This window comes from Thermophilibacter sp. (assembly GCF_966187215.1).
In genome coordinates this window covers 26,974-50,344 of record NZ_CBIFYV010000072.1, presented here as the reverse complement: position 1 = coordinate 50,344, position 23,371 = coordinate 26,974, and the positions used below count along the sequence as shown (strand labels likewise).

Sequence of the window (23,371 nt, the reverse complement as noted above, 5' to 3'; positions counted from 1 at the left end):
GAAGGGTTTGCTTGGGGTCGCGATGTTGCCCACTGAGGCAGCGCCCCGGGCTCCCGCGCGGTCATCTTGGCCCGCTTCGAGCGGACTGATGAGCCGGGCGGCCTACGCCGCGTCTATCGCCACGGTGCCGTTGTCGCGCACGTGGACGCGGCCGGCGGCGAGAAGCCCCACGACCTCGGGATAGAGCTCGTGCTCGATCTCGTGGATGCGCGCCTCGAGCTCGTCGAGCGTCCAGGCCTCCTCGATGGGCAGCGCGCGCTGCGCGATGATGGGGCCCGCGTCGTAGTCCGCGTTGGCGAAGTGGACCGTCACGCCCGTGACCTTGACGCCGCGCGCGTAGGCGTCGGCGATGGCGTGCGCGCCCGGGAAGCTCGGGAGCAGCGCCGGGTGCAGGTTCACCACGCGGTTGGGGAACGCGGCGAGGATCGGGTCGTGCACCTTGCGCATGTAGCCCGCCATGATGACGTAGTCCACGTCGCGGGCGCGCAGCTCGGCGGCGATGATCTCGTCCGCCTGCTCGGGGTCGGCGTAGATCTCCTTGGAGAGCGTGAGCGTCTGGAGGCCGGCGGCCTCGGCGCGCTTGAGGCCGTAGGCGCTCGGGCGCGAGCTCACCACCAGCTCGATCGTGGCGCTCAGCGAGCCGTCGGCGATGCGGTCGATGATGGCCTGCAGGTTGGTGCCGCTGCCCGAAATCAGCACGCCCAGGCGCAGAGGGGTGCGCGCGCTATCGCTCATCGTCGTACACCACCTTGCCGGTGCCGGGCACGACCTCGCCCACGGTGAACGGCGAGAAGCCCTGCTCCTCGAGGGCGGCGCGGACCGCGGCCTCGTCGGCGGGGGCGCAGACGACGGCCATGCCGACACCCATGTTGAACGTGCGGTACGCCTCGTCGAGCGTGAGGCCCGCGGCCTCGGAGACGTAGGTGATGACGGGCGGGACGTCCCACGCCGGGCCCTTCTCGCCGCCGCGATGGACGAGCGCGTCCAGGTTGTCCGGCATGGCGCGGTCGAGGTTCTCGGTGATGCCGCCGCCGGTGATGTGGGCCATCGCGTGAATGGGGGCGCCGGCGCGCAGCGCGGCCACGAGGCCGCCCGCGTAGATGGTGGTCGGGCGCATCACGGCGTCGGCCAGCGACTCGCCGCCGAGCTCGGGCAGCGGGCGCTCGAGCTCCTCGACGCTGCGGCCCTCGACGCAGACCTTGCGTACGAGCGAGTAGCCGTTGGAGTGGATGCCCGAGCTGGGCAGGCCCAGGATGACGTCGCCCTCGCGGACCTTGTCCGGGCCGATCATCTTGGGGCGGTCCACCACGCCCACCACGAAGCCCGCGAGGTCATAGTCGTCGGCGGCCATGACGCCGGGGTGCTCGGCCATCTCGCCGCCCACGAGCGCGCAGCCGGACTTGCGGCAGCCCTCGGCGATGCCGCCCACGATCTTGGCCACGTGCTCGGCGCGGAGCTTGCCGATGGCCACGTAGTCGAGGAAGAACAGCGGCTCGGCGCCCATCGGGACCACGTCGTCCACGCACATGGCGACGAGGTCCTCGCCCACGGTCTCGTGACGGTCGAGCAGCTGCGCGATCGCGAGCTTGGTGCCCACGCCGTCGGTGCCGGAGACGAGCACCGGGTCCTCCATGTCCTTGAGCGCGGCCGCCGAGAAGCACGATCCGAAGCCGCCCAGGCCACCGATGACCTCGGGGCGGTTGGTGGTCGCCACGGCCGCCTTGATCGCGTCTACGGCGCGGGCGCCCTCGGCGGTGTCGACGCCGGCGTCGGCGTAGCTCACATGTGCGCTGTTCTCGGCCATCTTGGTCCCTTCCTTGTGACGTGCGCGCCTCGTGTGCGCCCATTATATCGGGGCGTGAGGGAGCCCGTGCGCTCGGCAGCGCCGGTTTGCGCCGTGCGCTTCACAAGTTGGGCGGTTTTTGCGGCCCTCCCAAAGTAGCTCAATAATCATCGAGTCGTCTACCAGCACGTTTACATGGACGCTACGACTGGCTACTTCAAGGCTCCGTGAAAAACCGCCCAACTTGTGAAGCCCTCACTCAGAAGAGCGTACGATGCGAGTCGTTGAGCCATTCGTACAGGTCAAACTGGAGCGCGCGCTCGCGCCGATCATAGACGGGGTGCTCGCGACCAACGCGCTCTTCAAACAGCCACGTGAAGTCGTCGAACATCTGCGGGGTGCAGATTTGCCCGTGCGTTGCCGAGACGGTCTTCACGCGCATCGCCTCGAGCACGTTCCGTCGCGCCTGCGTGTGATCAAGCCGATAGCAGCCCGTGTGGAACAGCTCGCTGTCGTATTCGAGGTCACACCCGTACTCCGGCATGCAGAGATCCCCCACCAGATAGCGAGAGCCCAGAAGGCGCTGTGCGTGCTCGTCGATGTGGATGAGCTGGTTGGCGACGATGCGAATGGGCCCGCGGCCGCCAAGCTCCGGCGGCAGGCCATAGTGCATCACCAGCCGCACCTCCATCGGTGAGGCGGTCGCCTCCACCACGTAGCCGAGGGCGCAACGGGCGCGGCGAGCCCCGTAGGTCTGCGGAGGGAGCTCGTCCAGGTACCGGGCAAGTCGCTCGTATGTGAGCAGCTGCTCGCGCTTGCCCGCATAGTCCCTCCCCACCTCATCAATCGCAAACGTCGAGCAGAGGTTGCAGCCGATTTCTATGAGGTCCCACAACGGGCGACGCTGCGCCATCTGGAGAAAGGTGAGCTCGGGCGAGGCGACCAGATTGTCGCCACCAAGCCGGCGAAACGATCCCCTTGGGAGCTCGGTGGTGCAAACGTGGGTCACCACGCCGGCACAGCTGCGCTTCAAGGAGTCGTTGGGGACCACGAGATGAAGCGGCCTCTGCGGCGTTCCCCCAAGGGGGAGCCCCGCGGCGCGAACGACCCTGGAGCCCGACTCGGCCGCCCCAAACGATCCGTTCTCCGCCGGGCAAGGAGCCTCCTCGCCCGCGCGTTTCGTGAGCCAATACCGAAGCGCGGTATCAAAACCCAGGCACACTCCCATGACGCGCCCCTCCCCACGAACTCCGCTGGCGAGAGGGTAGCAAGGGCGTCTGCCACGAATCTGACACCGAACGCCCCGACGGCTTTCCGCAGGCTGGCCCAGTCCGCTCAGATGACGGCGTCAGACCAGCTCAGGCTACCTGAAGCAAAGGACGACACAAATCGTGGGGCTCCATCGCGGGAGAGCGCCCCCACGCCATTTACACGGAGAGAGCCGCCACAGACTCACAAGTTGGGCGGTTTTTCTTGGACCCCAGAAGCAGCCGGGTAAGACATCGTCGCAAACACGCTGGTAGACGACCTGACGATTATCCGGCTACTCTGGGGGCCCGTGAAAAACCGCCCAACTTGTGAAGCCCTGCGCTGGCACGGAGCGCGGCTAGTCCTGCGTGAGAGTGCGCGCCGCGTCCTCGAGCGGCATCTGGGAGGTGGGGCTCGCCTCGGCGAGGTTGTGCGGCTCGTTGCCGGGCAGGAAGCGCTCCTCCCAGTACGAGCGCGGAATCTCGACCGGGTACTCGCCCGTGAAGCAGGCGGTGCAGTAGCCCGCCTCCGGCACGCACTCGAGCAGCCCCTCGGTGGACAGGAACCCCACCGAGTCGGCCTCGATGTGCGCGCGAATCTCCTCGAGCGTCATCTTGGCGGCGATGAGCTGGTCCTGGTCGCCCGTGTCGATACCGTAGAAGCACGGCCACTTGACCATCGGCGACGCGGAGCGCACGTGCACCTCGGTGGCGCCGGCAGCCTTGAGCATGCGGACGATCTGGCGCGACGTGGTGCCGCGCACGATGGAGTCGTCGACCATGACCAGGCGCTTGCCGCGCACCACGTCGGGCAGGGCGTTGAGCTTGAGGCGCACGCCCATCTGACGCAGCTCCTGCGTGGGCTGGATGAACGTGCGCGCCACGTAGCGGTTCTTGATGAGGCCCGTGCCAAAGGGGATGCCCAGCTCCTGGGCAAAGCCCTCGGCCGCCGGCGTGCCGGAGTCCGGCACCGAGATCACCAGGTCGGCGTCGACGGGCGTCTCGCGCGCGAGCCGACGGCCCATATTGTGGCGCATCAGGTAGAACGAGGAGCCGTCCTTCACCGAGTCGGGCCGCGAGAAGTACACGTGCTCGAAGATGCAGTTGGCAGGCGACAGGCACGCGCAGCCGCGCTCGGAGCGAATGCCGTCGTCGGAGACGCGGATGATCTCGCCGGGCTCGACCTCGCGCACGAAGGTCGCGCCGGTGATGTCGAGCGCGCAGGTCTCGCTCGCCACGACCCAGCCGTCGTCGCCCAGCCGGCCGAGCACCAGCGGACGGATGCCGTGCGGGTCGCGGAACGCGTAGAGCGCGTTCTCGCGCACGAGCACCATCGCGTAGCCGCCCTCGAGCATGCGCATCGTGTGCGCGATGCCGGTGCGCAGGCGGTGGCTCTTCTGCGTGAAGTAGCCGATGAGCTTCGCGGCGACCTCGGAGTCGGTGTTGGAGCGGAAGGGCACGCCCATCTCGATGAGCTCGCGGCGCAGGTCGTCGAAGTTGACGAGCGTGCCGTTGTGGGCCAGCGCGACGATCACGTCGTTGATGGTCGAGAGGTGCGGCTGGGCCGACTCCCAGCCCTTGGCCCCCGCGGTCCCGTAGCGCACGTGGCCGCACGCCACCTTGCCGGGCATGGCCGTGAGGTCGGCGTCGGTGAAGACCTGGGTGACCAGGCCGAGGTCCTTGCGCACGAGCACGGTTCGACCGTCGCCCACCGCGATGCCGGCGGACTCCTGCCCGCGGTGCTGCAGCGCGCGCAGCGCGAAGTACGTCATGCGGGCCACGTCACGCCCCGGCGCCCATACGCCGAAGACGCCGCACTCCTCGTGGAGCTTATCGTCGCGCTCGTTGTGGTTCGTCACCTGGGGCCTCTCTACTCGGTGGTTGTCGCGGCGTCCGCCGGGGCGGAGCCGTCGCTGGCGGCCGTGCCGTTTGCCTCGTCCTTGGGCACGCAGACGAGCAGCGTGCGGCCGTTGTCGCCGTGGTCATAGTTGCAGGTGCACAGCGTCAGCACGTGGCTGGTCCGGCTGATGACGTCAGCGGCGTCCGCGCGGCTCGTGACCGCCTTGCCCAGAAGGCCGCTCAGGTAGTCGTGCAGCTCGTCGTCGGAGGCAAACGTGAAGCGGCGCGCCTCGGGGTCGCTGGCGTCGGTCTCGTAGACCAGCAGGGGCTCGAGCTCGTAGGTGGCGTCCTCGGTCACGTACCAGACCGTGCCCACGCCGTCGAACATCTCCTGGTTGGTCATGTCCGAGACGGTCTTGAACATGGTGCCGTTGCGCATGTGGTGCCCGTAGATGAGGCTCTGGCCGTCCACCATGCCGGGGGGCGTGTTGGCGTAGTCCATGAAGATCTGGCCGCCCACGGCGTAGCCGCCCTCGGCGCTCTGGTTCAGGTACTTCTCGTTGTCGGACGCCTGGTAGACGGGGAAGTTAACCACGGTGCCGGGAATCTGCACCCATCCGACGACCTCGTCGTTGATGGCCTTGAGCCCGGCCCAGTCGACCTGGGGCGGTGTGGTCCCGTTGTCCGAGACGTCGGCGAAGGAGGCCAGCTCCTCGTTGATGCGGTCCTGCTCGTGATACTGCCACTGGTTGTAGATCCACATGCCCGCGGCGGTGGCGATGAGCGCTATGCCCACCACGAACAGGAGCACCGAGACGATGCGCGCCGCGCGCTTGCGCGGGTCCCTGCTGCGGCGCCCCGAGAGGTCGTAGGGGTCGGTCTCCACGAAGCGGGAGCTGCGCCGCGAGCGACCGTCGTCGGGGCCTCCCACCGCCGGGATGTAGGCGGCGTCCGCGCGATGCGGGATGCCCGCGGCGTGCGGGTTGGACGACGGCGCGTGGTAGGACTCGTCCCCGCCGCGGCGCGTACGCACGCCGCCGTCGGAGCGACGGGCGTGCGAGCCGGCCGCCCCCCGCGCGGGACGGTGGGAGCCGGCTCTCTCGTCATCCGTTCGCCTGAAGTGCGAGGCCATGCGTCCCTCCTCGTCCGATCGGCGCCCCGGCGCGGCCTAGGCCTCGGCCATCTGGCGCTTGAGCTCCACGACCCTCTCGCGGTACTCGGGCATCGTGGCGCCGAGGATCTGCGTGGCGTAGATGGCCGCGTTCTTGGCGCCGTTGATGGCCACGCAGGCCACGGGCACGCCGGAGGGCATCTGCACCATGGAGAGCAGCGAGTCCATGCCGCCGAGGTCGGAGGTCTTCATGGGCACGCCGATGATGGGCAGCGGGGTGAAGGCCGCCACCACGCCGCCGAGGTGCGCGGCCTTGCCGGCGGCGGCGATGATCACCTTGAGGCCGCGGTCGGCCGCCGAGCCCGCCCACTCGTGGACCTTGTCGGGGTTGCGGTGCGCGCTGGCGATGACCAGCTCGTACGGGACGCCGAGCTCCTCGAGCTCCTTGGTGCACGCCTCCATGGTGGGCAGGTCGGACTTGGACCCCATGATGATTCCCACGAGCGGCTGGTCTGCCATGATGCTCCTCTCAACCAGTGCGTAACCCATTCAGTATACGCGACCTGGGTCGGAGCGGCGCGTCAACGGCGCGGCGAGAGGGACGGCGCCCAACGGCGACGACGCGCGTCCTCCACCCCGCGCACGACATCCGCAAAAGGGCTATGCTGACGGCCTGTACGCTGGTCCATCAGTCCGCGGACAAAGGAGAATCCCATGAACACAGCCAGCAATCTGCACCTGTACGAGCGGCAGGGCGCCTACCTGCCCCGCGTCGCGGCCGTCCACGACCTGTGCGGCTACGGAAAGTGCTCCCTCGGCGTGGCCATCCCCGTGCTCTCGGCGGCGGGCATCGACGTCTGCCCGATCCCCACGTCGCTCTTCTCGGCGCACACGCGCTTCCCGAAGTTCTACATGCACGACACCACGTCCATGCTGAACGACTACCTCGACGCCTGGCGCGAGGAGGGCATCGAGCTCGACGGCGTGTACTCGGGCTTCCTGGGCTCGGCTGAGCAGGTCGGCGTCATCCAGCGCCTCTACCGCGAGTACCCGGACGCCCTGCGCATCGTGGACCCCGTGATGGGCGACGGCGGGTCCAAGTACCCCACCTACACCGACGAGATGTGCGAGGCCACCAAGGGCCTCGTGGATGGGGCCGACGTCCTCACGCCCAACCTGACCGAGGCCTCGATCATCACCGGGATTCCCTACGAGGGGCAGGACGTGGACGAGGCGTACGTGCGCCGCATGGCCGACGCGCTGCTCGGGATGGGCGCGAAGTCCGTGGTCCTCAAGGGCGTGGTGCGCGGTGACGAGAGGGTCATCCGCAACTACGTGGCCGTGGCGGACGGCGACGGCTCGGTCGAGGAGGTCGCGGGCGAGCTTCTGCCCTACATGCTGCACGGGACCGGCGACCTCTTCGCGTCGGGGCTCACGGCGGCCGTCTTCGCCGGCCTCGACCTGCGCGCCGCCACCGAGTTCGCGAGCCGGCTCGTGCGCGACGCCATGCGCATCACGCCCGAACAGCCCGACTTCGAGGTGCGCGGCGTGAGCTTTGAGAGCGTCCTCGGAGACGTGACAGCCCTGCTCGCCTAGGCGGGACGGGGTCGGAGAGAGCGCGACGGGGCGGCGCGGCGGGCGACGCCCCGTCGCCGTGCGTCAGAGGCAGAACGAGACGAGCACCGCGTGGTTGGCGGTGGGACGGAAGCGCCAGCCGAGCGTGCCGTCGTCCAGGACGACGAGATAGCGTATGTCGCTCGTCCGGTCGGGGCTCCGCAGCCACCAGTTGGTTCCCGTCGCGAGGGCGCTCGTGTCCCCGCCCCAGCGAATACCCAGGTCGGAGAAGAGCTGGTACTGGCTTCCCTCCGGATCGTACGACCCGTAGAACTCGGCGCCGGGCCCGAGCGCGCCCACCACCTCGGAGTACGAGGGGATCCACAGCGTGTCGGCGGTGACCTTCTGGCCGCCCACGCTCGGGGGCGTGTTGGTGCGCTTGTCCACCTGGACGATGACGTTCGAGAGGTCCTCGGGCAGCTCGTCGACGAGCTCGCCGTTCATCCACGCCCGCAGGTCGGAGTCGACCCAGCCGGACCCGAGGTCGTCGGACGACCCCATCGGTCGCAGGAGGGAATCGTTGCCCGCGATGAGGGTGATGCCCGCCACGCCCGAGCCATCCGAGCGCTCGTCGGCCCTGAACGCCGCGACGCGCATCTCGAGGGTGGTCCCGTCGGAGAGCTCGAGCTCCTTGGTCTGCGTCCCGTCGAGCGTCCCGTCGGACGCGCAGAGGTTGTAGCGCTCCGCCACCTCGAGGCCCTCCTCGTCGGTGTCGGCCGCGGCGATGAGCGCGGAGATCTGCGACAGCTCGTCCCAGGAGTAGTCCTCGACGGCCTCGCGCACGGCCGGGCCCTCCTCGGCGGGCTCGTCCTCCTGAGCCGGCTCCTCGTCGTCCGCGGTGATGGGCGCGATGCTGCCGTCAGAGGGCTCCTGCACCCGCGGCGCCTCCCCGGCGGGAGGGGCGAACGGCCCGAACCAGCTCGTCGAGACGCTCACCAGCACGAAGATCATGGCGACCACGAACACGGCACCGGCGACGGGCACGCCCCAGGGCACCCGCGACGCGGCGATGCGCTCGCGCGCGCCCGCCAGACGCTCGCGCACGGAGCGACGGCTTACGGACGGGCGGTCGGGGCCCACCTCCGACACGTGCGCGCGGGTGGAATCCTCGTCCGGCTCGGCGCCCGTCGGGTCCTCGCCCGCGGGGTGCTCGGCCGAGTCCGGGGCGTGCCGGCGCTGCTCGGCGACCGAGGCGGCGGTCCCGGGGTGAGCCGGGCGCGACGCGACCCGCGCGGAGCGCGGCTCGATGCGCAGCGCGCGCGGGGGCGGGGCGACCGGCACCATGGGCACGGCCCCGGCCGCCATAGGGTCGAGCGGCTCCTCAAGACGGTGCGGGGCGGGAACGTCCTCAACGGGCTCGCCGCACACGAAGCAGTACCGCGCGCGCTCAGGCAGCTCCTCGCCGCACCTCTTGCACCTCATCGACGACCTCCTTCGCACTCATGCGACCTTATGAAGATAGCATGAAGCCCGGACGCCGGTGTCGTTGAGCGCGCTACTCGTCGCCCGAGCCCAGGGAGACCGGGGTGAGCGACGTCGTCACCTGGTCACGGAGTTCCGCCTGGACCTTATCGTTGATGCCCGCGATGGTGCACGAGAAGTTGACGCCCGTCGCCGACTGGGTCTTGGTCCAGACGAAGGTGACGAACGAGGTCACGTCGCCCGTGGGCTTGAGGAACCCGAAGAGCTCGGAGCGCTCCATGTCCCCGTTCTCGTTGGCATGGACGTTGACGTGGTAGACCACGGTGTTGATGTCGGGGTTGAGCAGCGCGTTGACCGCGAGCGCCGTGGCCTGGACCTGGGCGGTCGAGAAGCACTCGAGCGCCCCCGACGAGCTGGTGTCGATGACCGTGACCTCGATGCGGCCGGTGTTCTCGTCGGCCTCCTGCACCGAGAAGTCCTGCGGGAACTGCGTGAAGCCGCCGCCCCACTCCACCCCGCCGCGCAGGGCGTCGGCCACGGTGCTCACGGTTGCCTCGTCGGACAGGTTGGCGGTGTTGAAGCGCCTAATCAGGCCGAAGGCCACCTGCCCCGCCACCACGATGACGAGGAAGATCAGCACGAACGCCACCGCGGTGCGGGTGATGGTGCGGTCCACGTTGGAGCCGGAGGGGTCGTCGCCCGAGAGCGGGTCCACGTCCAGCGAGACGCCCTTCTCCCTGCGGTGCGCGCGCTGGCGGCGGGCGCGCTCCTCGTCGGAGTGGCCCGAGTGATCGACCGTCGAGAACAGCTCCTCGGCCTCCTCGGCCGTGAGCGCGCCCTTCTGCGTGCGGGCGTTCACGCGCTTCTTAGCCATGCTCTCTCTTCTCGCCGGCCCGCGGGCGAGAAGGGCCGCGGGCATGACTGACCAGCCCAGTATAGGCGAACCGCCCGGACCCTCTCAGAGCTTCTCAGGGTCTCCAGGGAGCGCGGGGGCCGCGTCGGCCGAGCCGGCCGCGTCGCCGCCGGCGAACTGCATGCGGTAGTAGCGCGCGTAGGTGCCGCCCCGGGCGAGAAGCTCCTCGTGGGTGCCGCGCTCCACCACGCGGCCGCCCTCCATGGTGACGATCTCGTCGGCGCGGCGGATCGTGGACAGGCGGTGCGCGATCACGAGCGTGGTGCGGCCGCGCGACAGCTCGGCCAGCGACGCCTGGACCGCCTGCTCGGACTCGTTGTCGAGCGCCGAGGTGGCCTCGTCGAGGATGAGAATCGGCGGGTTCTTGAGAAAGACGCGCGCGATGGCGATGCGCTGGCGCTGGCCGCCCGAGAGGTGGCTGCCGCGCTCGCCGACCTGCGTCTGGTAGCCCTCCGGCAGGCTCTCGACGAACGCGGCGATGTTGGCGCGCCGGGCCGCCTCGCGGATCTGCTCGTCCGTGGCGTCGGGCGTGCCGTAGGCGATGTTCTCGGCGATGGTGCCGTCGAAGAGGTAGACCTCCTGCTGCACCAGGCCGATGGCCTCGCGCAGGCTCCGCTGCGTGACGGAGCGCACGTCCTGGCCGTCGATGCTGACGGAGCCGGCGTCCACGTCGTAGAAGCGCGGCAGCAGGGCGCAGGTGGTGGACTTGCCGCCGCCGGAGGGGCCGACCAGGGCGACGGTGGTCCCCGGCTCGATGTCCAGGTCGAGGCCGCGGATGACCTCGTCGTCCTTCTCGCCGTCGGGCCCGGCGTAGGCGAAGTGCACGTCACGGTAGCTCACGGCGCCGCGGGTCACGGCGAGGTCGGGCGCGCCCGGGGCGTCGCGGACGTCGGGCTGGGCGTCGAGCACCTCACAGAAGCGGCGGAAGCCCGCCACGGCCTTCTGGAAGGTCTCGGTGAAGTCGAGAATCTGCTGGATGGGCGTGGTGAACAGCGAGATGTAGAGCGCGTAGGTGGCCAGGTCGATGGCCTCCATCCGGCCCTGCGCGATGAGCCAGCCGCCGCCGACCACCACCACGGTGTTGAGCGCGCCCATCATCACGGCCACGGCCGCCTGGTAGCGCCCCATCGCGCGGTACATACGGGTCTTGGAGTCGAGGTAGGCGTCGTTGGAGCGGCGGAACTTGGCGCGCTCCGCGTCCTCCGCGGCGAAGCTCTTGACCACGCGCATGCCGCCGAGCGAGTCCTCCAGGCGCGAGTTGACGCCCGAGATGCGCACGCGGTTCTCGGTGTAGACCGCGCGCATGCGCCAGTTGGCGAGGACGTTGAAGGCCACGAGCACGCACGCGATGAGCGCGAGCACGGCGGTGAGCGGGGCGTTGATCGAGCTGAGGATCACAAAGGAGCCCACGATCTCCACCGCGCCGATGATCAGGTACTCGGGCCCGTGGTGGGCGGCCTCGGAGATGTCGAAGAGGTCCGAGACCAGGCGGCTCATGAGGTCGCCCGACTTGTTGTTGTCAAAGTAGGAGAGGCTCTGGCGGCAGTAGGCGTCAAAGAGGTCCTCGCGCATGCGGCTCTCCATGCGGGCGCCCATGACGTGGCCCCAGAAGATCACGAAGTAGCGGCAGACGAAGCGCAGGGCGTACATGGCCACGAGGCCCACGGCCAGGTAGGCCAGGGCGCCCATGATGGCGCCCGCGCCCTCGGTGAACAGGCCACCCGTGAGGCTGCGCAGGATCTGCGGGAACGCGAGGTCGATGCCCGCCACGGCGAGCGCGGCCAGCGTGTCGATGACAAAGAGGTGCAGCTGGCCGCGGTAGTAGGTCAGGAATCGCTTGAGCATTGCGGCTCCGTTGGTCGGGGTCTTGGTCCGGCGCACTAGGGTAGCACGTGGGGCAGGGCGCCGGCGGGCGCCGGGCGCCGATACCGCTCTTCTCGATTAACCAGCAAAATCTGACAATCGCGATTTTCTTTCCTGCAAATATATGATTATCGAATCATTTTTTGCGGGTTGTTTGGGCAAGGAGCGAGAAGAACGCGGACGTCGGGCCGTCGTACATCTACCGGGCTTGGATCGCCGCCTGGATGGAATCTTCCTCGACCAGGTAGACCAGCACGGTGACCGTGGGGGACGTCGCGTCCTCCGACCCGTCCACCGCGACGAACCACTGGCTCGGGAACTTGTCCTCGCCGTGGTCGAGAAGCCCCACCACCTGGGCCCTGTCGGACGTATCGAACTCGTTGACGCGATCGGCGTCGAGGCCAAACGCGGAGACCGCCTCCTGGCGCAGCTCCTCCGTCGAGCCGCCAGCCGCCAAAGGCACACTTAGGGCCGCGCCCTCGGTAAGGGTTTTGAGCGCGGAGACGTACTCGCTCGGCCCCATCGAGGCTTCGTACGAGACCGTGTACTGAACGACGATTGTCCCATCCGGGAGATTGGCAAGAGAGCTCACCTCGTTCATGCGCTGATCATCGCCAGGTTGGAGACCGAGCGCCGCAGGGTCCGCGAGCACGAGAACCGTGATGTGCACCGTCTTGTCCGAGGCATCGCTCTGCCCCGGGAGCGGCGCGGCAAGCGTGCCCGTAAACTCGACGGACACGCCGCCCGTGTAGGACGCCCTGCTGCCAGTAATCGTGAACCCGGCGTCATCGAGGGTCTTCTGGAGGGTCGCGAGGTCCACGTAATACGTGCCCGGTGATATGAGGGGGACGCTTCCCACCGAGACGGGACCCGTTGGCATGTCCTCGAGCTCCGCCCAGCGGGAGTTGTCGGCCGACACCACGATGCCGGCCTTGCCGGCGAGCGCCTTCTGCGGCCGGATGCTGCCTGCGCCCTACTCCCGCGGCTCGGGCGTCAGGCGGCGCATGATGGCGTCGCACACGAGCGCGCCTACCACGGTCTTGGCATCCTCGATGCGGCCGTCGAGCACCGCGTCCACGAGCTGCTCGAGCGGCACCAGGTCCACGTTGATGAACTCGTCGGCGTCAGGGTCGGAGCGCGAGAAGGACAGGCCCGTGGCCATGTAGAGATGGATGAGCTCGTCGGTGAAGCCGTCGGAGGTCGCGATCGTGGTGAGGAACGCGATCTTCTCGGCGGACATGCCGGTCTCCTCCAGAAGCTCGCGGCCCGCGCACTCCAGCGGGTCCTCGCCCGGGGCGAGCTTGCCGGCCGGGACCTCGACGGTCACGCGGCCGAGCGCGGTGCGGTACTGGCGCACCAGGCAGATGCGGCCGTCCTCGGTGAGGGCGACGATGGCCACCGCGCCCGGGTGGCGCACCACGTCGCGGATGGCCTCGCGGCCGTCGGGCAGCGCGACGCGGAGGCGGTCCACGTTGAAGATGCGGCCGGTCCAGGCCACGTCCTCGGTGAGCGGACGCTCGGCGAGGGAGGCGTCGCGCGGGTCATCGTCGCCGAGGACAAGGTCGCGGCGCTCGGGCTCGCCCGAGACGTGGGTCGCGGCAGAGCGGTCGCCGTCGTAGGTGTAGGCGGTGACGGACGCGCGCATGTCGTCGAGGGCGGCGGCGCGGGCGTCATCGGCCGCGGCGTCCTGCTCGGCGTCCTTCTCGATGTCAGGGTCCTGGGACATGGGTGATCCTCCTTGGTCTAGTGGTCGCACGACGCGTCCGGGGCCGTCAGCAGCTCCCCGTAGCGCGCGAGCAGCCCGGCGCGCAAGCGTCCGAACTCGGGAATGTAGCGATCGATGACAGTCGCGACGAGCCGGCGGGCGGCGCTCTCGTCGTACACATGAGCGGTGTTGTTGCGATCGCGCAGCATGGAGAGCCAGGTCGCCTCGTTCATGAAGTCATAGTAGCGGTGCGCCGCCTTGATGATGTCGCGTGGGGAGCCCGTTGCGGCGACCGCGTCCCCCTCGTAGGCGAGCAGCTCCTTGAGGAGCTTCCAGCCGAGCTCAAACTGCAGGGTGAACTTGTCGATGACGCCACTTTGAACGAACTCGTTGCTCAGATCCTGCTCGGGGGCACGCATGAGCACGTCGAGCGCCGACGAGAAGTTCTCATACTTCCTCATAGAGCACCCTTCCGTCACGAGCTATATCGGCGCGCAGGGCATCACTCAAGGGCGCGTCCAGGTTAACGACGTCCAGCTCAAGCAGGGACCAGAGCTCGTTCTGGAGGCGGTCCTCCAGCGCGTCGAAGTCCGGGCAACCCTCCACGGCGAGGTCGATGTCACTTTTGGGCTGGTTGGTGCCGCGAGCGCGCGAGCCGAAGAGCATGACGCGCCGCGCGCCCGCCTCGCGCGCGAACTCCGCGATCTGCTCGTAGACCTGCTCGATGGGCACCTCGGACATGCGAACCTCCCGGCTCCCATGATAGGTCATCGGGCGCGGCGGCTTTCAGAGCCTACGCCCCCAGCGCGCGAATGGGCACCACGTACACACCATCTGGTCGGCGATACGCCGCCTCCCCGACGCCAACGAGCACGGCGAGGAACGCGGGCTCCTTGGTGCGAGACCCAGGTTTCGCGACGAGCTTCTCGCGAATACGGAGCAGACTCTTGGCGGCGGCATCGACCTTCTCCATGCTCATTTTGATCTCAAATGCCCCCCAACTCCCGTCGGCTCGTTCGATGACGGCGTCTGCCTCGAGGTCGGAGTCATCGCGGTAGTAGCGTATGGGATGCGCGGTCGCATCCGGGAGCGCGCGGGCATACACGTCGAGATCGCGCATGCAGAGGTTCTCGAACACCAAGCCAAACGTCTGCCAGTCCCTCAGAAGAGCCTCCGACGAGAGCCCCAGCAGCGCGACGGCCATGGAAGGGTCAGCGAAGTAGCGCTTGGGCTTCACCCGCATGCGCTTGGGGCTGCGCGAAGCAGGAACCCAGCCTGGCACCTCGTCAATCAAATAGGCCTTGCTCAACATGCCGAGGTAACGAGACACCTCGTTGAGCTCCGCGGGACTTGCCTCGGATGGCTTGGCATGGGCAAACACGTCCGCGGCGAGCACGGGACCCGTGGCCGCCTGACCGAGGTTACGCGCGAGCGACGTGGACAGGCGCCGGGCTATGTCCGCGTCGCCGCCCAAAGCGGGGATGCTCTGCTCGAAAACAGCGGAGAGGTACTCCCTCGTCACAACAAGTGAGTCATCGGGACCGTCCGCGACGTGCTCCGGCCAGCCCCCGCGCGCGCAGACGGCTGCCAGTGAGACGATGTCAGATGGGCACGAGACCGGACTAAATGATCCTTCGAAGAGGCCGGACAGGCTGACGGACGCGGTCGAGTCTCCGGACTCCTGCAGCGTCATGGGGTGCATGCGGATTCGGCCGATGCGGCCCGCGCCGCTGTGCGCCACCTCGTCCTTGCGTGGGGTTGACGATCCCGTGAGAATCCACTGTCCCCTCGCCCCTCCGAGCTCGTCGACGGCATGGCGAACGGTGTCCCAGACCGCTGGCACACGTTGCCACTCGTCAATCACATGGGGGGCCTCCCCCGCAAGTGGATAGGAGGGGTCAGCTTGGGTAATCGCAAGGTTTGGCCCGCGGTCCACATATGTGACGCTGCGCGCGTGGGCGAGCGAGGACCACGTCTTCCCACACCACTTTGTTCCCGAGACCTCGATGGCTCCAAATAGCCCGAGGTAGCGCTCAATCTGAGCGTCCACTATACGTGGCCGATAGTTCTTTGGGCGAACACCTGCCATGACAGCCTCCTCTCAGAGAGCATATTAGCAGCAGTTATGAGGAATCCGAAAGTTTGTATATGAGGAATCCGGATATGTTGTCATGAGGAATCCGAATGTCCTGGACCCGCGTGCGCAGATAACGCGCAGAATCGGACATGCGCGTTATTTTGACCTGCGGATATAGAAAGTTGTGCTTGATTCTGCGCGTTATCCGGCCCACACATCGCGGGCCGGATAACGCGCCGCGTCCTACTGCCGGACGGCGCGCATGCCGATGTCGCTGCGATACGTCTTACCCTCGAAGTCGATGAGCTCGCACGCGGCGTAGGCGCGCTCGCGCGCCTCCTCGAAGGTGGGCGCCACGGCCGTCACGTCGAGCACGCGCCCGCCAGCCGTGACCAGCTCGCCGTCGCGCTCGGCGGTGCCGGCGTGATAGACGGTCACGCCCGGGAGCTCCTCGGCCTTCTCGATGCCGGTGATGACCTTGCCCTTCTCGTAGGCGCCGGGGTAGCCGGCCGAGGTCAGCACCACCGAGACGGCCCAGTCGTCGCCCCACGAGACCATGTCCTCGCTGAGCGTGCCGTTGTCGCACGCCAGGAACACGTCCACGAGGTCGGCCTTCATGCGCGGCAGGACGACCTGCGTCTCGGGGTCGCCGAAGCGCGCGTTGAACTCCAGGACCTTGGGGCCCTCGGACGTGAGCATGAAGCCGCCGTAGAGGCAGCCGGAGTAGGTGATGCCCTCGCGGGCCAGCTCGGCCACGACCTTGCGCTCGATGTCCACCATCGCGGCCAGCTCGTCGGCCGAGACCAGGTGCTCGGGCACCGGCGAGTAGACGCCCATGCCGCCCGTGTTGGGGCCGCGGTCGCCGTCGAGCGCGCGCTTGTGGTCCTGCGCGGTGGCGAGCGGCACCACCGTGGCGCCGTCGGTGAGCGCGAGCAGCGAGCACTCCGGGCCGTCGAGCATCTCCTCGACCACTACGGTCGCGCCCGCGTCGCCGAAGGCGCCCGAGAAGCACTCGTGCACGCCGGCCAGCGCCTCGTCGGTGGTCTTGGCCACGATGACGCCCTTGCCGGCGGCCAGGCCGTCGGCCTTGATGACGATCGGCGCGCCCATCTGGCGCACGTGGGCGGCGCAGGCCTCCTCGTCGGTGAAGCTGCGGTAGGCCGCCGTGGGCACGCCCGCGCGGCTCATGACCTGCTTCGCGAACTTCTTGGAGCCCTCCATCTGGGCGGCGGAGCCGTTGGGGCCGAAGCATGCGATCCCGGCAGAGCGCACCGCGTCGGCCACGCCCGCCACGAGCGGCGCCTCCGGGCCGATGACCACGAGCCCGATGCCGTGCTCGCGCGCCCAGTCGGCCACGGCGACGGGGGACTCCGCGTCAAGCTCCACGGGCTCGGCCTGCGCGCTCATGCCGCCGTTGCCCGGCGCCACGTAGATGCGGCCCGCGCGCGGCGACTCAGCCAGCTTGACGAGAAGCGCGTGCTCGCGCCCGCCCGAGCCCAGCAGCAGGATGTCGATCTTCTCGGTGCTCATGATGCCTCCTTCTTCGGGGCCCCGCGGGGTCGCGTCTGTCGCGTCGCGTCCGTTAGTGCCAGTAGCGGTCGATGGTCTGCTCGCGGTCCGGGCCCACCGTGATGATGGACACGCGGACGCCGGCGAGCTGCTCGAGGAAGTCGATGTAGTCCTTGGCTTCGCGCGGGAGCTGGTAGAAGTTGCGGATGCCCGAGATGTCGCACTTCCAGCCGGGCAGGGTCTCGTAGACCGGCTTGGCGTGGTAGAAGACGCTCTGGTGCTCGGGCACGGTGTGGTACTCCACGCCGTCGCACTCGTAGGCCACACAGACCTTGATCTCGTCCAGGCAGCCGAGAACGTCGAGCTTGGTGATGGCAAGGTCGGTGAGGCCGTTGACGCGCGCGGCGTAGTTCACGACCACGGCGTCGTACCAGCCGCAGCGGCGCTTGCGCCCGGTGGTCACGCCGTACTCGTGGCCCACCTCGCCGAGCTTGTCGCCGATCTCGTCAAAGAGCTCCGTGGGGAACGGGCCCGAGCCCACGCGGGTGAGGTAGGCCTTGGCCACGCCGAGCACGCGCGAGATGTTGGTGGGGCCCACGCCCGAGCCGGTGACGGCGCCGCCGGCGGTGCAGTTGGAGCTGGTCACAAACGGGTAGGTGCCGTGGTCGATGTCGAGCATCGTGGCCTGCGCGCCCTCGAAGAGGATGTTCTTGCCGGCCTCGAGCTGCTCGTTGAGGAACAGGCTGCTCTCCACGATGTAGGGACGGATGCGCTCGGCGTAGGGCAGGTAGGTCTCGCAGATCTGGTCCACGGTGTAGATGGGCAGCTCGTAGACCTTCTCGAGGATGGGGTTGGTGTAGGCCAGGGCGCTCTCGAGCTTCTGGCGGAAGATCTTCTCGTCGAGCATGTCCTGGATGCGCAGGCCCGTGCGGTTCATCTTGTCCATGTAGCAGGGGCCCACGCCGCGCTTGGTGGTGCCGATGAGGTTCTTGCCGAGCTTCTTCTCGTGCGCGCCGTCGAGGTCCTTGTGGTAGGGCATGACGATGTGCGCGTTGCCGGAGATCTTGAGCTTGTCGGCCGAGATGCCCTGCTCGGCGAGCATGTCGATCTCGGAGAGGAGGATCTCGGGGTCCACGATGCAGCCATTGCCGATCACGGGGTAGGTGCCCTCGTACATGACGCCGGAGGGGACCTGGTGCAGCGCGAGCTTCTTGCCGTTGGCGATGACCGTGTGTCCGGCGTTGGCGCCGCCGGCGTAGCGGCAGACCACGTCGAAGTCGCCGGAGATGAGATCGGTTACCTTGCCCTTGCCCTCGTCGCCCCACTGCGTACCCACGAGCACCGATGCCGACATGTGCGCCCCTTCGTCGCGATTCACATACGGGTTCATTATACGGCAGCGCGGTGAGCGCGGCGCCTAGTCGTGGAAGCCGTCGACCTCCACGAACTTGGTCGAGCCCGGCAGGAAGGTCAGCGGGATGTCGGCCAGCGCGCCCGAGCGGTTCTTGGCGATGATGAACATGGTCTCGTTCATGTTGGGGCGGTCCTCGCGCGCGGCCTCGTCCTCGTTCATCGAGCGGTCGAGCAGGGCGACGATGTCGGCGTCCTGCTCGATGGAGCCGGACTCGCGCAGGTCGGAGAGCTGCGGGCGCTTGCCCGTGCGGCTCTCGACGCCACGGTTGAGCTGGGAGAGGGCCACCACGGGCACGCCGAGGTCCTTGGCCATGATCTTGATGCCGCGGCTCATCTCCGAGACCTCGGTCGCGCGGCTGTCGGCGCGGCGCTGCCCGGCCGGCGGCGAGATGAGCTGCAGGTAGTCCACGACCACGAGGCCGAGCTTCTTGCCGTGCAGGATGCGGCGCGCCTTGGCGCGGATCTCGGTGACGGTGGTGCCGGGCGTGTCGTCGATCACGATGTCGAGCTGCGAGAGGTCGTTGGTGGCCTGGAGGATCTGCGGCCACTGCTCGTCGCGGATGCGGGCCGAGCGGATCTCCTGCAGGCCCACGCGCGCGTTGGCGGCGAGCAGGCGCTGGGCGATCTCGACCTTGGACATCTCGAGCGAGAAGAGCGCCACGGACGCGCCCGCGAAGGCGGCGTTGGTGGCGAGGTTGAGCGCGAACGACGTCTTGCCCACGCCCGGGCGGGCGCCGATGACGATCATCTGTCCGGGGCGCAGCCCGAGCAGGCACTCGTCGATGCGCGGGAAGCCGGTGGAGACGCCGAGGGTGCGCTCCTGGTTGGCCGCGTTGGCGCCCAGCTCCTCGTAGAGGTCGGCCATGATCTGCTCGAGGGGCTGCTCGGCCTCGCGCACGTCTCGGTTGGTGACGTCGAGCAGCAGGCGCTCGGCGCGGTCCACGACCTCCTTGGTGTCCTCCGGGGCGTCATAGGCGAGCGCCGTGATCTGCGCGGCCGCGTTGATCATGCGGCGCAGCGTGGTGTCGCGGTGCAGCATCTCGACGTGGCGACGCCAGCCCACGAGCGCGAGCGAGTTGTTGCCCAGGCCCAGCAGGAAGCTGCGGCCGCCCACCCGCTCGAGCTCGCCGGTGGACTTGAGGTAGTCGGCGAGCGAGATGGTGTCGATGGGGAGGTTCTTGTCGAACATCTCCCGCATGGCCGAGAAGACCGTGCGGTTGGACGGCAGGTAGAAGTCGTCGGGCTCGAGGTCGATCAGGCACTCCTGGAGGGCGTCCTCCGAGACCATCATGGCCGAGAGGACCGACGCCTCGGCCTCGGGGTCCTGCGGCATGGCACCGCCGCCGCCCGCCGTCATCCTCGTGGGGTTCACGTCATAGTCGCTCATGCGGGCGGGCCCTCCTCGTCGCGTCGTCGTCCGCCCATTCTAGCGCGGCCGCCCACGGGACGCCCCTCGCGAGCGGGACCACCTCTTTTCGCGCGGTGTCAAGGGGTCAATGTGAGGGCGAGCCGTCTTCTACACCCGAAGTTTGTTTCGCGCGGCTCCTGAACGGGCGGTTTGCCGGTTTTCTACGTTTTCAACAAATTTTGCTCGTCCGGTTTTCGAGAGTTTTCAACGAGTTATCGACAGCTCGGCGCGCTTTTCGACGCGTCCCGGGGGAGGGACAATTTTGTATATCAGGGTGTTCATCAGTTACAAAAGCGCAGGTCATAGGTGGTGTCAGATTCGCAGCCCATGAAAAGGGCCCCGGACTCGCACTGAGTCCGGGGCTCTTCATTACAAGGTGCTGACCTGCAGTTATTGTAGAAACTCGCAGCTCAGTGTTGGAGCCGTTGAAAAGTGCGCGGCTACTCGGCGACAGCCTCGTCGGCCTGCTCGACCTCGGCGGCCTGCTCGACCTCGGCGGTCTCCTCGGCCTCGGCGGCCTCGGCCTCGGTCACGCCCACCAGGACGTTGACCGTGGCGGAGATCTCACGGTAGAGGTTGACCTCGACGGGGTGGGTGCCGGAGGTCTTGATGTTGTTGCCACGGCCGACGCGCTTGCGATCGACCTCGACGCCGAGCTGGGCCTGGATGGCATCGGCGATCTGGGCGGGGGTAACGGAGCCGAAGAGCTGGCCCTCCTCGCCGATCTTGGCGTCGACGGTCACCGACTTGCCATCGAGGGCGGCCTTGGTGGCCTCGGCGTTGGCGATGCGCTCCGCCTCGCGCTTCTCGATGTTGTGACGGCGCTCCTCGAGCTGCTTGATGTTGCCCGGGGTGGCGGGCTGGGCGATCTTGTTGGGGAACAGGTAGTTCTCCGCGTAGCCCTGAGCGACGTCGACGACGTCGCCCTCGCCTCCCTTGCCCCGGAGCTCACTCAAAAGAATGACCTTCATGTGACACTCCTTCGGACGGTCGGCCGGAGCCGACCCTAGTCTTGCTTCGCGTCTCCCGCGACGCCGGCCTTCCCGCCCCTGACGAGGTGACGGAAGTTGGCCCACACGTCCACGAGACCCGCGACGGTCAGAACAAAGAACTGCGCCTCCAGATAGAGCGCGGCCACGCCGAGCAGCGTGGCGACGGAGGAGCCGGCGCCCCTCGACCGGACGAACCAGACGAGGACGGCCAGGCCCTGCACCGCGAAGGCGAACCTCAGCGCCATGGCCACGTTGGCCGAGACCATGAGCACCATGCCCGGGACCGCGTCGACCGTGAGCGCGGCGGCGAGCCCCGCGGCCGACGCCACGAGCGCGGCGACGACCCAGAGCGGCACGTCAAACGAGACGAGCCGCGGGGGACCGGGCAGCGCGCCCGCCGAGCGGTCCGCCGCGAGGCGGGACCCGAGCAGCGCGGTGAGGCACTCCACCACCGAGGTGGCCACGTAGGCGACGGGCCACAGGAGCGTGACCGCCGCCCTCAGCGACCGAGCGAGCGCGAGGTCGCCGAGCCCTCCCAGGTACGCGTCGAGAAGCCCGTTGAGCAGCGCGGGCACCGTGGTGCCGACCGAGGCGGCGACGAGCGCGTCGACGCCCAGGCGCGCCGCGCCGGCAGCCACCACGACCGCGCAGGCGGCACCGGCCGTGAACCTCCCGCGCGCGACCAGCTCCGACGCGGCCACGGCCACGAGACAGCTGACGAGCGCCGAGGCGACGGACGCGAGGCCGAGCGAGGCGCTCAGCGCCGCCGCGGGAACGAGCGCCGCGACGAGCGCGCCCACGCGTCCGCGAGCGCCGTCCGTGATGGAGAAGCCATAGCCGTAGGCCACCAGCGCGGGCGCGAGGGCCGCGAGCGACGTGCTCGCGACGGCCCCGCCCAATGCGCAGAAGAACAGGCGCGCGGGGACCGAGAGGGTCGCGGGACCCTTGGGTCCGGTCGCGCCCGCCGGCACGATGCCGCGCTCTTCTCGCCCCGTGCTGTTGGGCCAGATGGCCATGGTCAGCGCCCTGATCCGGAGTGCCGCGGACTAGCCGCGGTTGCGCCCGCCGCGGCTGGAGACCACGGGGACGGTGTAGGGGAGAAGCGCCATCTCACGGGCGCGCTTGATGGCAAGCGCGATGTCGTGCTGGTGCTGCGTGCAGGCGCCAGTGACGCGGCGCGGCTTGATCTTGCCGCGGTCGGTCATGTACTTGCGAAGGAGCTGCGTGTCCTTGTAGTCGATGTACGCAGTCTCCTCCTTGCAGAACTGGCAGAACTTGCGACGCGGCTGGCGCTGATAGTCTTGCTTCTGCTGAGCCATGTCTTCTTGCCTTTCTTTGGGCGGCCCGGGGCCGCCGCGTGGTTAGAACGGGATGTCCTCGTCGTAGACGTCAGCCGACGGCGGGGTCTGGACGGCGCCGTAGGCCGGCTGGGCCTGCGGCTGCGGCGCGGCGGCCACGGGACCGCCGTAGCCGGGTGCCGCCGCCTGCGGCTGGGCCTGGCCACCGTACTGCTGGTAGCCCTGGCCGCCGGAGGCCTGGTTCCTCGGGGAGAGGAACTCCACCTCGTCGACCACGACCTCCAGCTTGCTGCGGCGCTGGCCGTCCTTCGTCTCCCAGGAGCTGTACCGAAGCTTGCCCTCCACGGCAACCTTCGAGCCCTTGGAGAGGAAGCGGGAGAGCGGTTCGGCGCGGGCGCCGAAGACCACGCAGTCGACGAAGTTGGGATAGTCCTCCCACTCGCCCGACTGCTGGTTGCGGCGGCGGTCGTTCACGGCGACGCCGAACGAGAGAATCTGCGTTCCGCCGCCGGTGACGCGGAGCTCGGGGTCCCTCGTGAGGTTGCCCGAGATGTTCACCCTGTTGATGCTCATGGTCTCACTCCCTCTCGCGCGGGCGCGGGCCCGCGGCTTCCATGCCTAGTCCTTGTCCGGACGACGCACGACCATGTGGCGCTTGACGGCGTCGTTGATGCGCAGGACGCGGTCGAGCTCGGCGATCTGCGTGGGATCAGCGTGGAAGTTGATGAGGGTGTAGTCGCCCTCGGTAAGGTCGTCGACCTCAAAGGCGAGCTTGCGCTTGCCCCAGTCCTCGACGCTGTCGACCTTGGCACCCTCGCCAAGAGCGCCCTCGATGCGCTTCATGACAGCGGCGCGGGTCTCCTCGTTGCACGTGGGGTCGACAAAGTACAGCAGTTCATAGGCCTTCATGTGGTTCACCTCCTCTGGGCTGATGGCCCCGGGACGTGAAGGTCGCCCGGAGCAGGAAAGGTTCGGCGTAGCATCATATCACATAACGATTACCTGCAGAAACCTTCCACGAAACCCAGGGTCGATGGTAGCAGGGTCACCTGACACGAACCTTCCCGCGGGCTTTCGGCTGGCTGACCGCGGGACGACATCGGGCCAGCTCGCGGGGCGTTTCCGCAAGAAAAGGGGCGCCCGTCGTCATGACGGACGCCCATGCGCTCTCCACAAT

The 23,371-nt window shown here is 68.5% G+C and carries 23 protein-coding genes; 1 reads left to right on the top strand and 22 read right to left on the bottom strand.

What is annotated here, in order from left to right; translation table 11 throughout:
* Positions 1–102: 102 nt before the first annotated feature.
* From purN to purE, 6 genes are all read right to left on the bottom strand, one after another.
* Positions 103–735 (bottom strand): phosphoribosylglycinamide formyltransferase, encoded by a 633-nt coding sequence (gene purN / locus ACWTSU_RS06175; RefSeq protein WP_455138996.1) that lies wholly within the window; start codon positions 733–735, stop codon positions 103–105.
* Entirely contained in the window at positions 725–1,804 is a 1,080-nt protein-coding gene (purM, locus tag ACWTSU_RS06170) for a phosphoribosylformylglycinamidine cyclo-ligase (protein ID WP_455138995.1), read from the bottom strand. The genes purN and purM overlap by 11 nt, the downstream gene beginning before the upstream one ends.
* Positions 1,805–2,042: 238 nt before the next feature.
* A complete protein-coding gene (locus ACWTSU_RS06165) occupies positions 2,043–3,011 on the bottom strand; it encodes a hypothetical protein (protein WP_455138994.1) in 969 nt (322 codons plus the stop codon).
* Positions 3,012–3,389: 378 nt separating this feature from the next.
* Complete coding sequence (gene purF / locus ACWTSU_RS06160) at positions 3,390–4,889, bottom strand: amidophosphoribosyltransferase (RefSeq protein WP_455138993.1); 1,500 nt, start codon at positions 4,887–4,889, stop codon at positions 3,390–3,392.
* Positions 4,890–4,900: 11 nt separating this feature from the next.
* Positions 4,901–6,001 (bottom strand): sortase domain-containing protein, encoded by a 1,101-nt coding sequence (locus ACWTSU_RS06155; RefSeq protein ID WP_455138992.1) that lies wholly within the window; start codon positions 5,999–6,001, stop codon positions 4,901–4,903.
* A gap of 36 nt (positions 6,002–6,037) precedes the next feature.
* Complete coding sequence (gene purE, locus ACWTSU_RS06150; protein ID WP_455138991.1) at positions 6,038–6,499, bottom strand: 5-(carboxyamino)imidazole ribonucleotide mutase; 462 nt, start codon at positions 6,497–6,499, stop codon at positions 6,038–6,040.
* A 195-nt stretch (positions 6,500–6,694) separates the two neighbouring features.
* On the opposite strand from purE, the gene ACWTSU_RS06145 reads away from it, so the two are divergent.
* A complete protein-coding gene (locus ACWTSU_RS06145; protein WP_455138990.1) occupies positions 6,695–7,576 on the top strand; it encodes a PfkB family carbohydrate kinase in 882 nt (293 codons plus the stop codon).
* A 63-nt stretch (positions 7,577–7,639) separates the two neighbouring features.
* Here the strand turns inward: ACWTSU_RS06145 and ACWTSU_RS06140 are convergent, their stop codons facing one another.
* The 16 genes from ACWTSU_RS06140 to rpsF form a co-directional block, all read right to left on the bottom strand.
* Positions 7,640–9,016 (bottom strand): DUF6273 domain-containing protein, encoded by a 1,377-nt coding sequence (locus tag ACWTSU_RS06140; protein ID WP_455138989.1) that lies wholly within the window; start codon positions 9,014–9,016, stop codon positions 7,640–7,642.
* A 73-nt stretch (positions 9,017–9,089) separates the two neighbouring features.
* Positions 9,090–9,890 carry a hypothetical protein gene (locus ACWTSU_RS06135; RefSeq protein ID WP_455138988.1) on the bottom strand — a complete coding sequence of 267 codons (801 nt, stop codon included), beginning with the start codon at positions 9,888–9,890 and terminating at the stop codon, positions 9,090–9,092.
* An 84-nt stretch (positions 9,891–9,974) separates the two neighbouring features.
* Positions 9,975–11,774 carry an ABC transporter ATP-binding protein gene (locus tag ACWTSU_RS06130; protein WP_455138987.1) on the bottom strand — a complete coding sequence of 600 codons (1,800 nt, stop codon included), beginning with the start codon at positions 11,772–11,774 and terminating at the stop codon, positions 9,975–9,977.
* A 217-nt stretch (positions 11,775–11,991) separates the two neighbouring features.
* On the bottom strand, positions 11,992–12,672 hold the full coding sequence (locus ACWTSU_RS06125) for a hypothetical protein (RefSeq protein WP_455138986.1): 681 nt from the start codon (positions 12,670–12,672) through the stop codon (positions 11,992–11,994).
* Positions 12,673–12,765: 93 nt separating this feature from the next.
* Positions 12,766–13,518 carry an NUDIX domain-containing protein gene (locus tag ACWTSU_RS06120; RefSeq protein WP_455138985.1) on the bottom strand — a complete coding sequence of 251 codons (753 nt, stop codon included), beginning with the start codon at positions 13,516–13,518 and terminating at the stop codon, positions 12,766–12,768.
* A gap of 17 nt (positions 13,519–13,535) precedes the next feature.
* Positions 13,536–13,958, bottom strand: a complete 423-nt coding sequence (locus ACWTSU_RS06115; protein ID WP_455138984.1) for an HI0074 family nucleotidyltransferase substrate-binding subunit — start codon at positions 13,956–13,958, stop codon at positions 13,536–13,538.
* Positions 13,945–14,238: a nucleotidyltransferase family protein gene (locus tag ACWTSU_RS06110; protein ID WP_455138983.1), complete on the bottom strand. Its 294-nt coding sequence runs from the start codon at positions 14,236–14,238 to the stop codon at positions 13,945–13,947. Before ACWTSU_RS06110 ends, ACWTSU_RS06115 begins: the two co-directional genes overlap by 14 nt.
* Positions 14,239–14,290: 52 nt before the next feature.
* Entirely contained in the window at positions 14,291–15,586 is a 1,296-nt protein-coding gene (locus ACWTSU_RS06105; RefSeq protein WP_455138982.1) for an ATP-binding protein, read from the bottom strand.
* A gap of 231 nt (positions 15,587–15,817) precedes the next feature.
* Positions 15,818–17,104: a phosphoribosylamine--glycine ligase gene (gene purD, locus ACWTSU_RS06100; protein ID WP_455138981.1), complete on the bottom strand. Its 1,287-nt coding sequence runs from the start codon at positions 17,102–17,104 to the stop codon at positions 15,818–15,820.
* A 52-nt stretch (positions 17,105–17,156) separates the two neighbouring features.
* Positions 17,157–18,437 (bottom strand): adenylosuccinate synthase, encoded by a 1,281-nt coding sequence (locus ACWTSU_RS06095; protein ID WP_455138980.1) that lies wholly within the window; start codon positions 18,435–18,437, stop codon positions 17,157–17,159.
* 63 nt (positions 18,438–18,500) lie between these two features.
* On the bottom strand, positions 18,501–19,883 hold the full coding sequence (gene dnaB / locus ACWTSU_RS06090; protein WP_455138979.1) for a replicative DNA helicase: 1,383 nt from the start codon (positions 19,881–19,883) through the stop codon (positions 18,501–18,503).
* A 461-nt stretch (positions 19,884–20,344) separates the two neighbouring features.
* A complete protein-coding gene (rplI, locus tag ACWTSU_RS06085) occupies positions 20,345–20,875 on the bottom strand; it encodes a 50S ribosomal protein L9 (RefSeq protein ID WP_455138978.1) in 531 nt (176 codons plus the stop codon).
* 35 nt (positions 20,876–20,910) lie between these two features.
* A complete protein-coding gene (locus ACWTSU_RS06080; protein ID WP_455138977.1) occupies positions 20,911–21,912 on the bottom strand; it encodes a hypothetical protein in 1,002 nt (333 codons plus the stop codon).
* A 30-nt stretch (positions 21,913–21,942) separates the two neighbouring features.
* Positions 21,943–22,215 (bottom strand): 30S ribosomal protein S18, encoded by a 273-nt coding sequence (gene rpsR / locus ACWTSU_RS06075; RefSeq protein ID WP_455138976.1) that lies wholly within the window; start codon positions 22,213–22,215, stop codon positions 21,943–21,945.
* Between the two features lie 42 nt (positions 22,216–22,257).
* Positions 22,258–22,767: a single-stranded DNA-binding protein gene (locus tag ACWTSU_RS06070; RefSeq protein ID WP_455138975.1), complete on the bottom strand. Its 510-nt coding sequence runs from the start codon at positions 22,765–22,767 to the stop codon at positions 22,258–22,260.
* A gap of 45 nt (positions 22,768–22,812) precedes the next feature.
* Positions 22,813–23,103 (bottom strand): 30S ribosomal protein S6, encoded by a 291-nt coding sequence (rpsF, locus tag ACWTSU_RS06065; RefSeq protein ID WP_455138974.1) that lies wholly within the window; start codon positions 23,101–23,103, stop codon positions 22,813–22,815.
* Between the last annotated feature and the right edge of the window lie 268 nt (positions 23,104–23,371).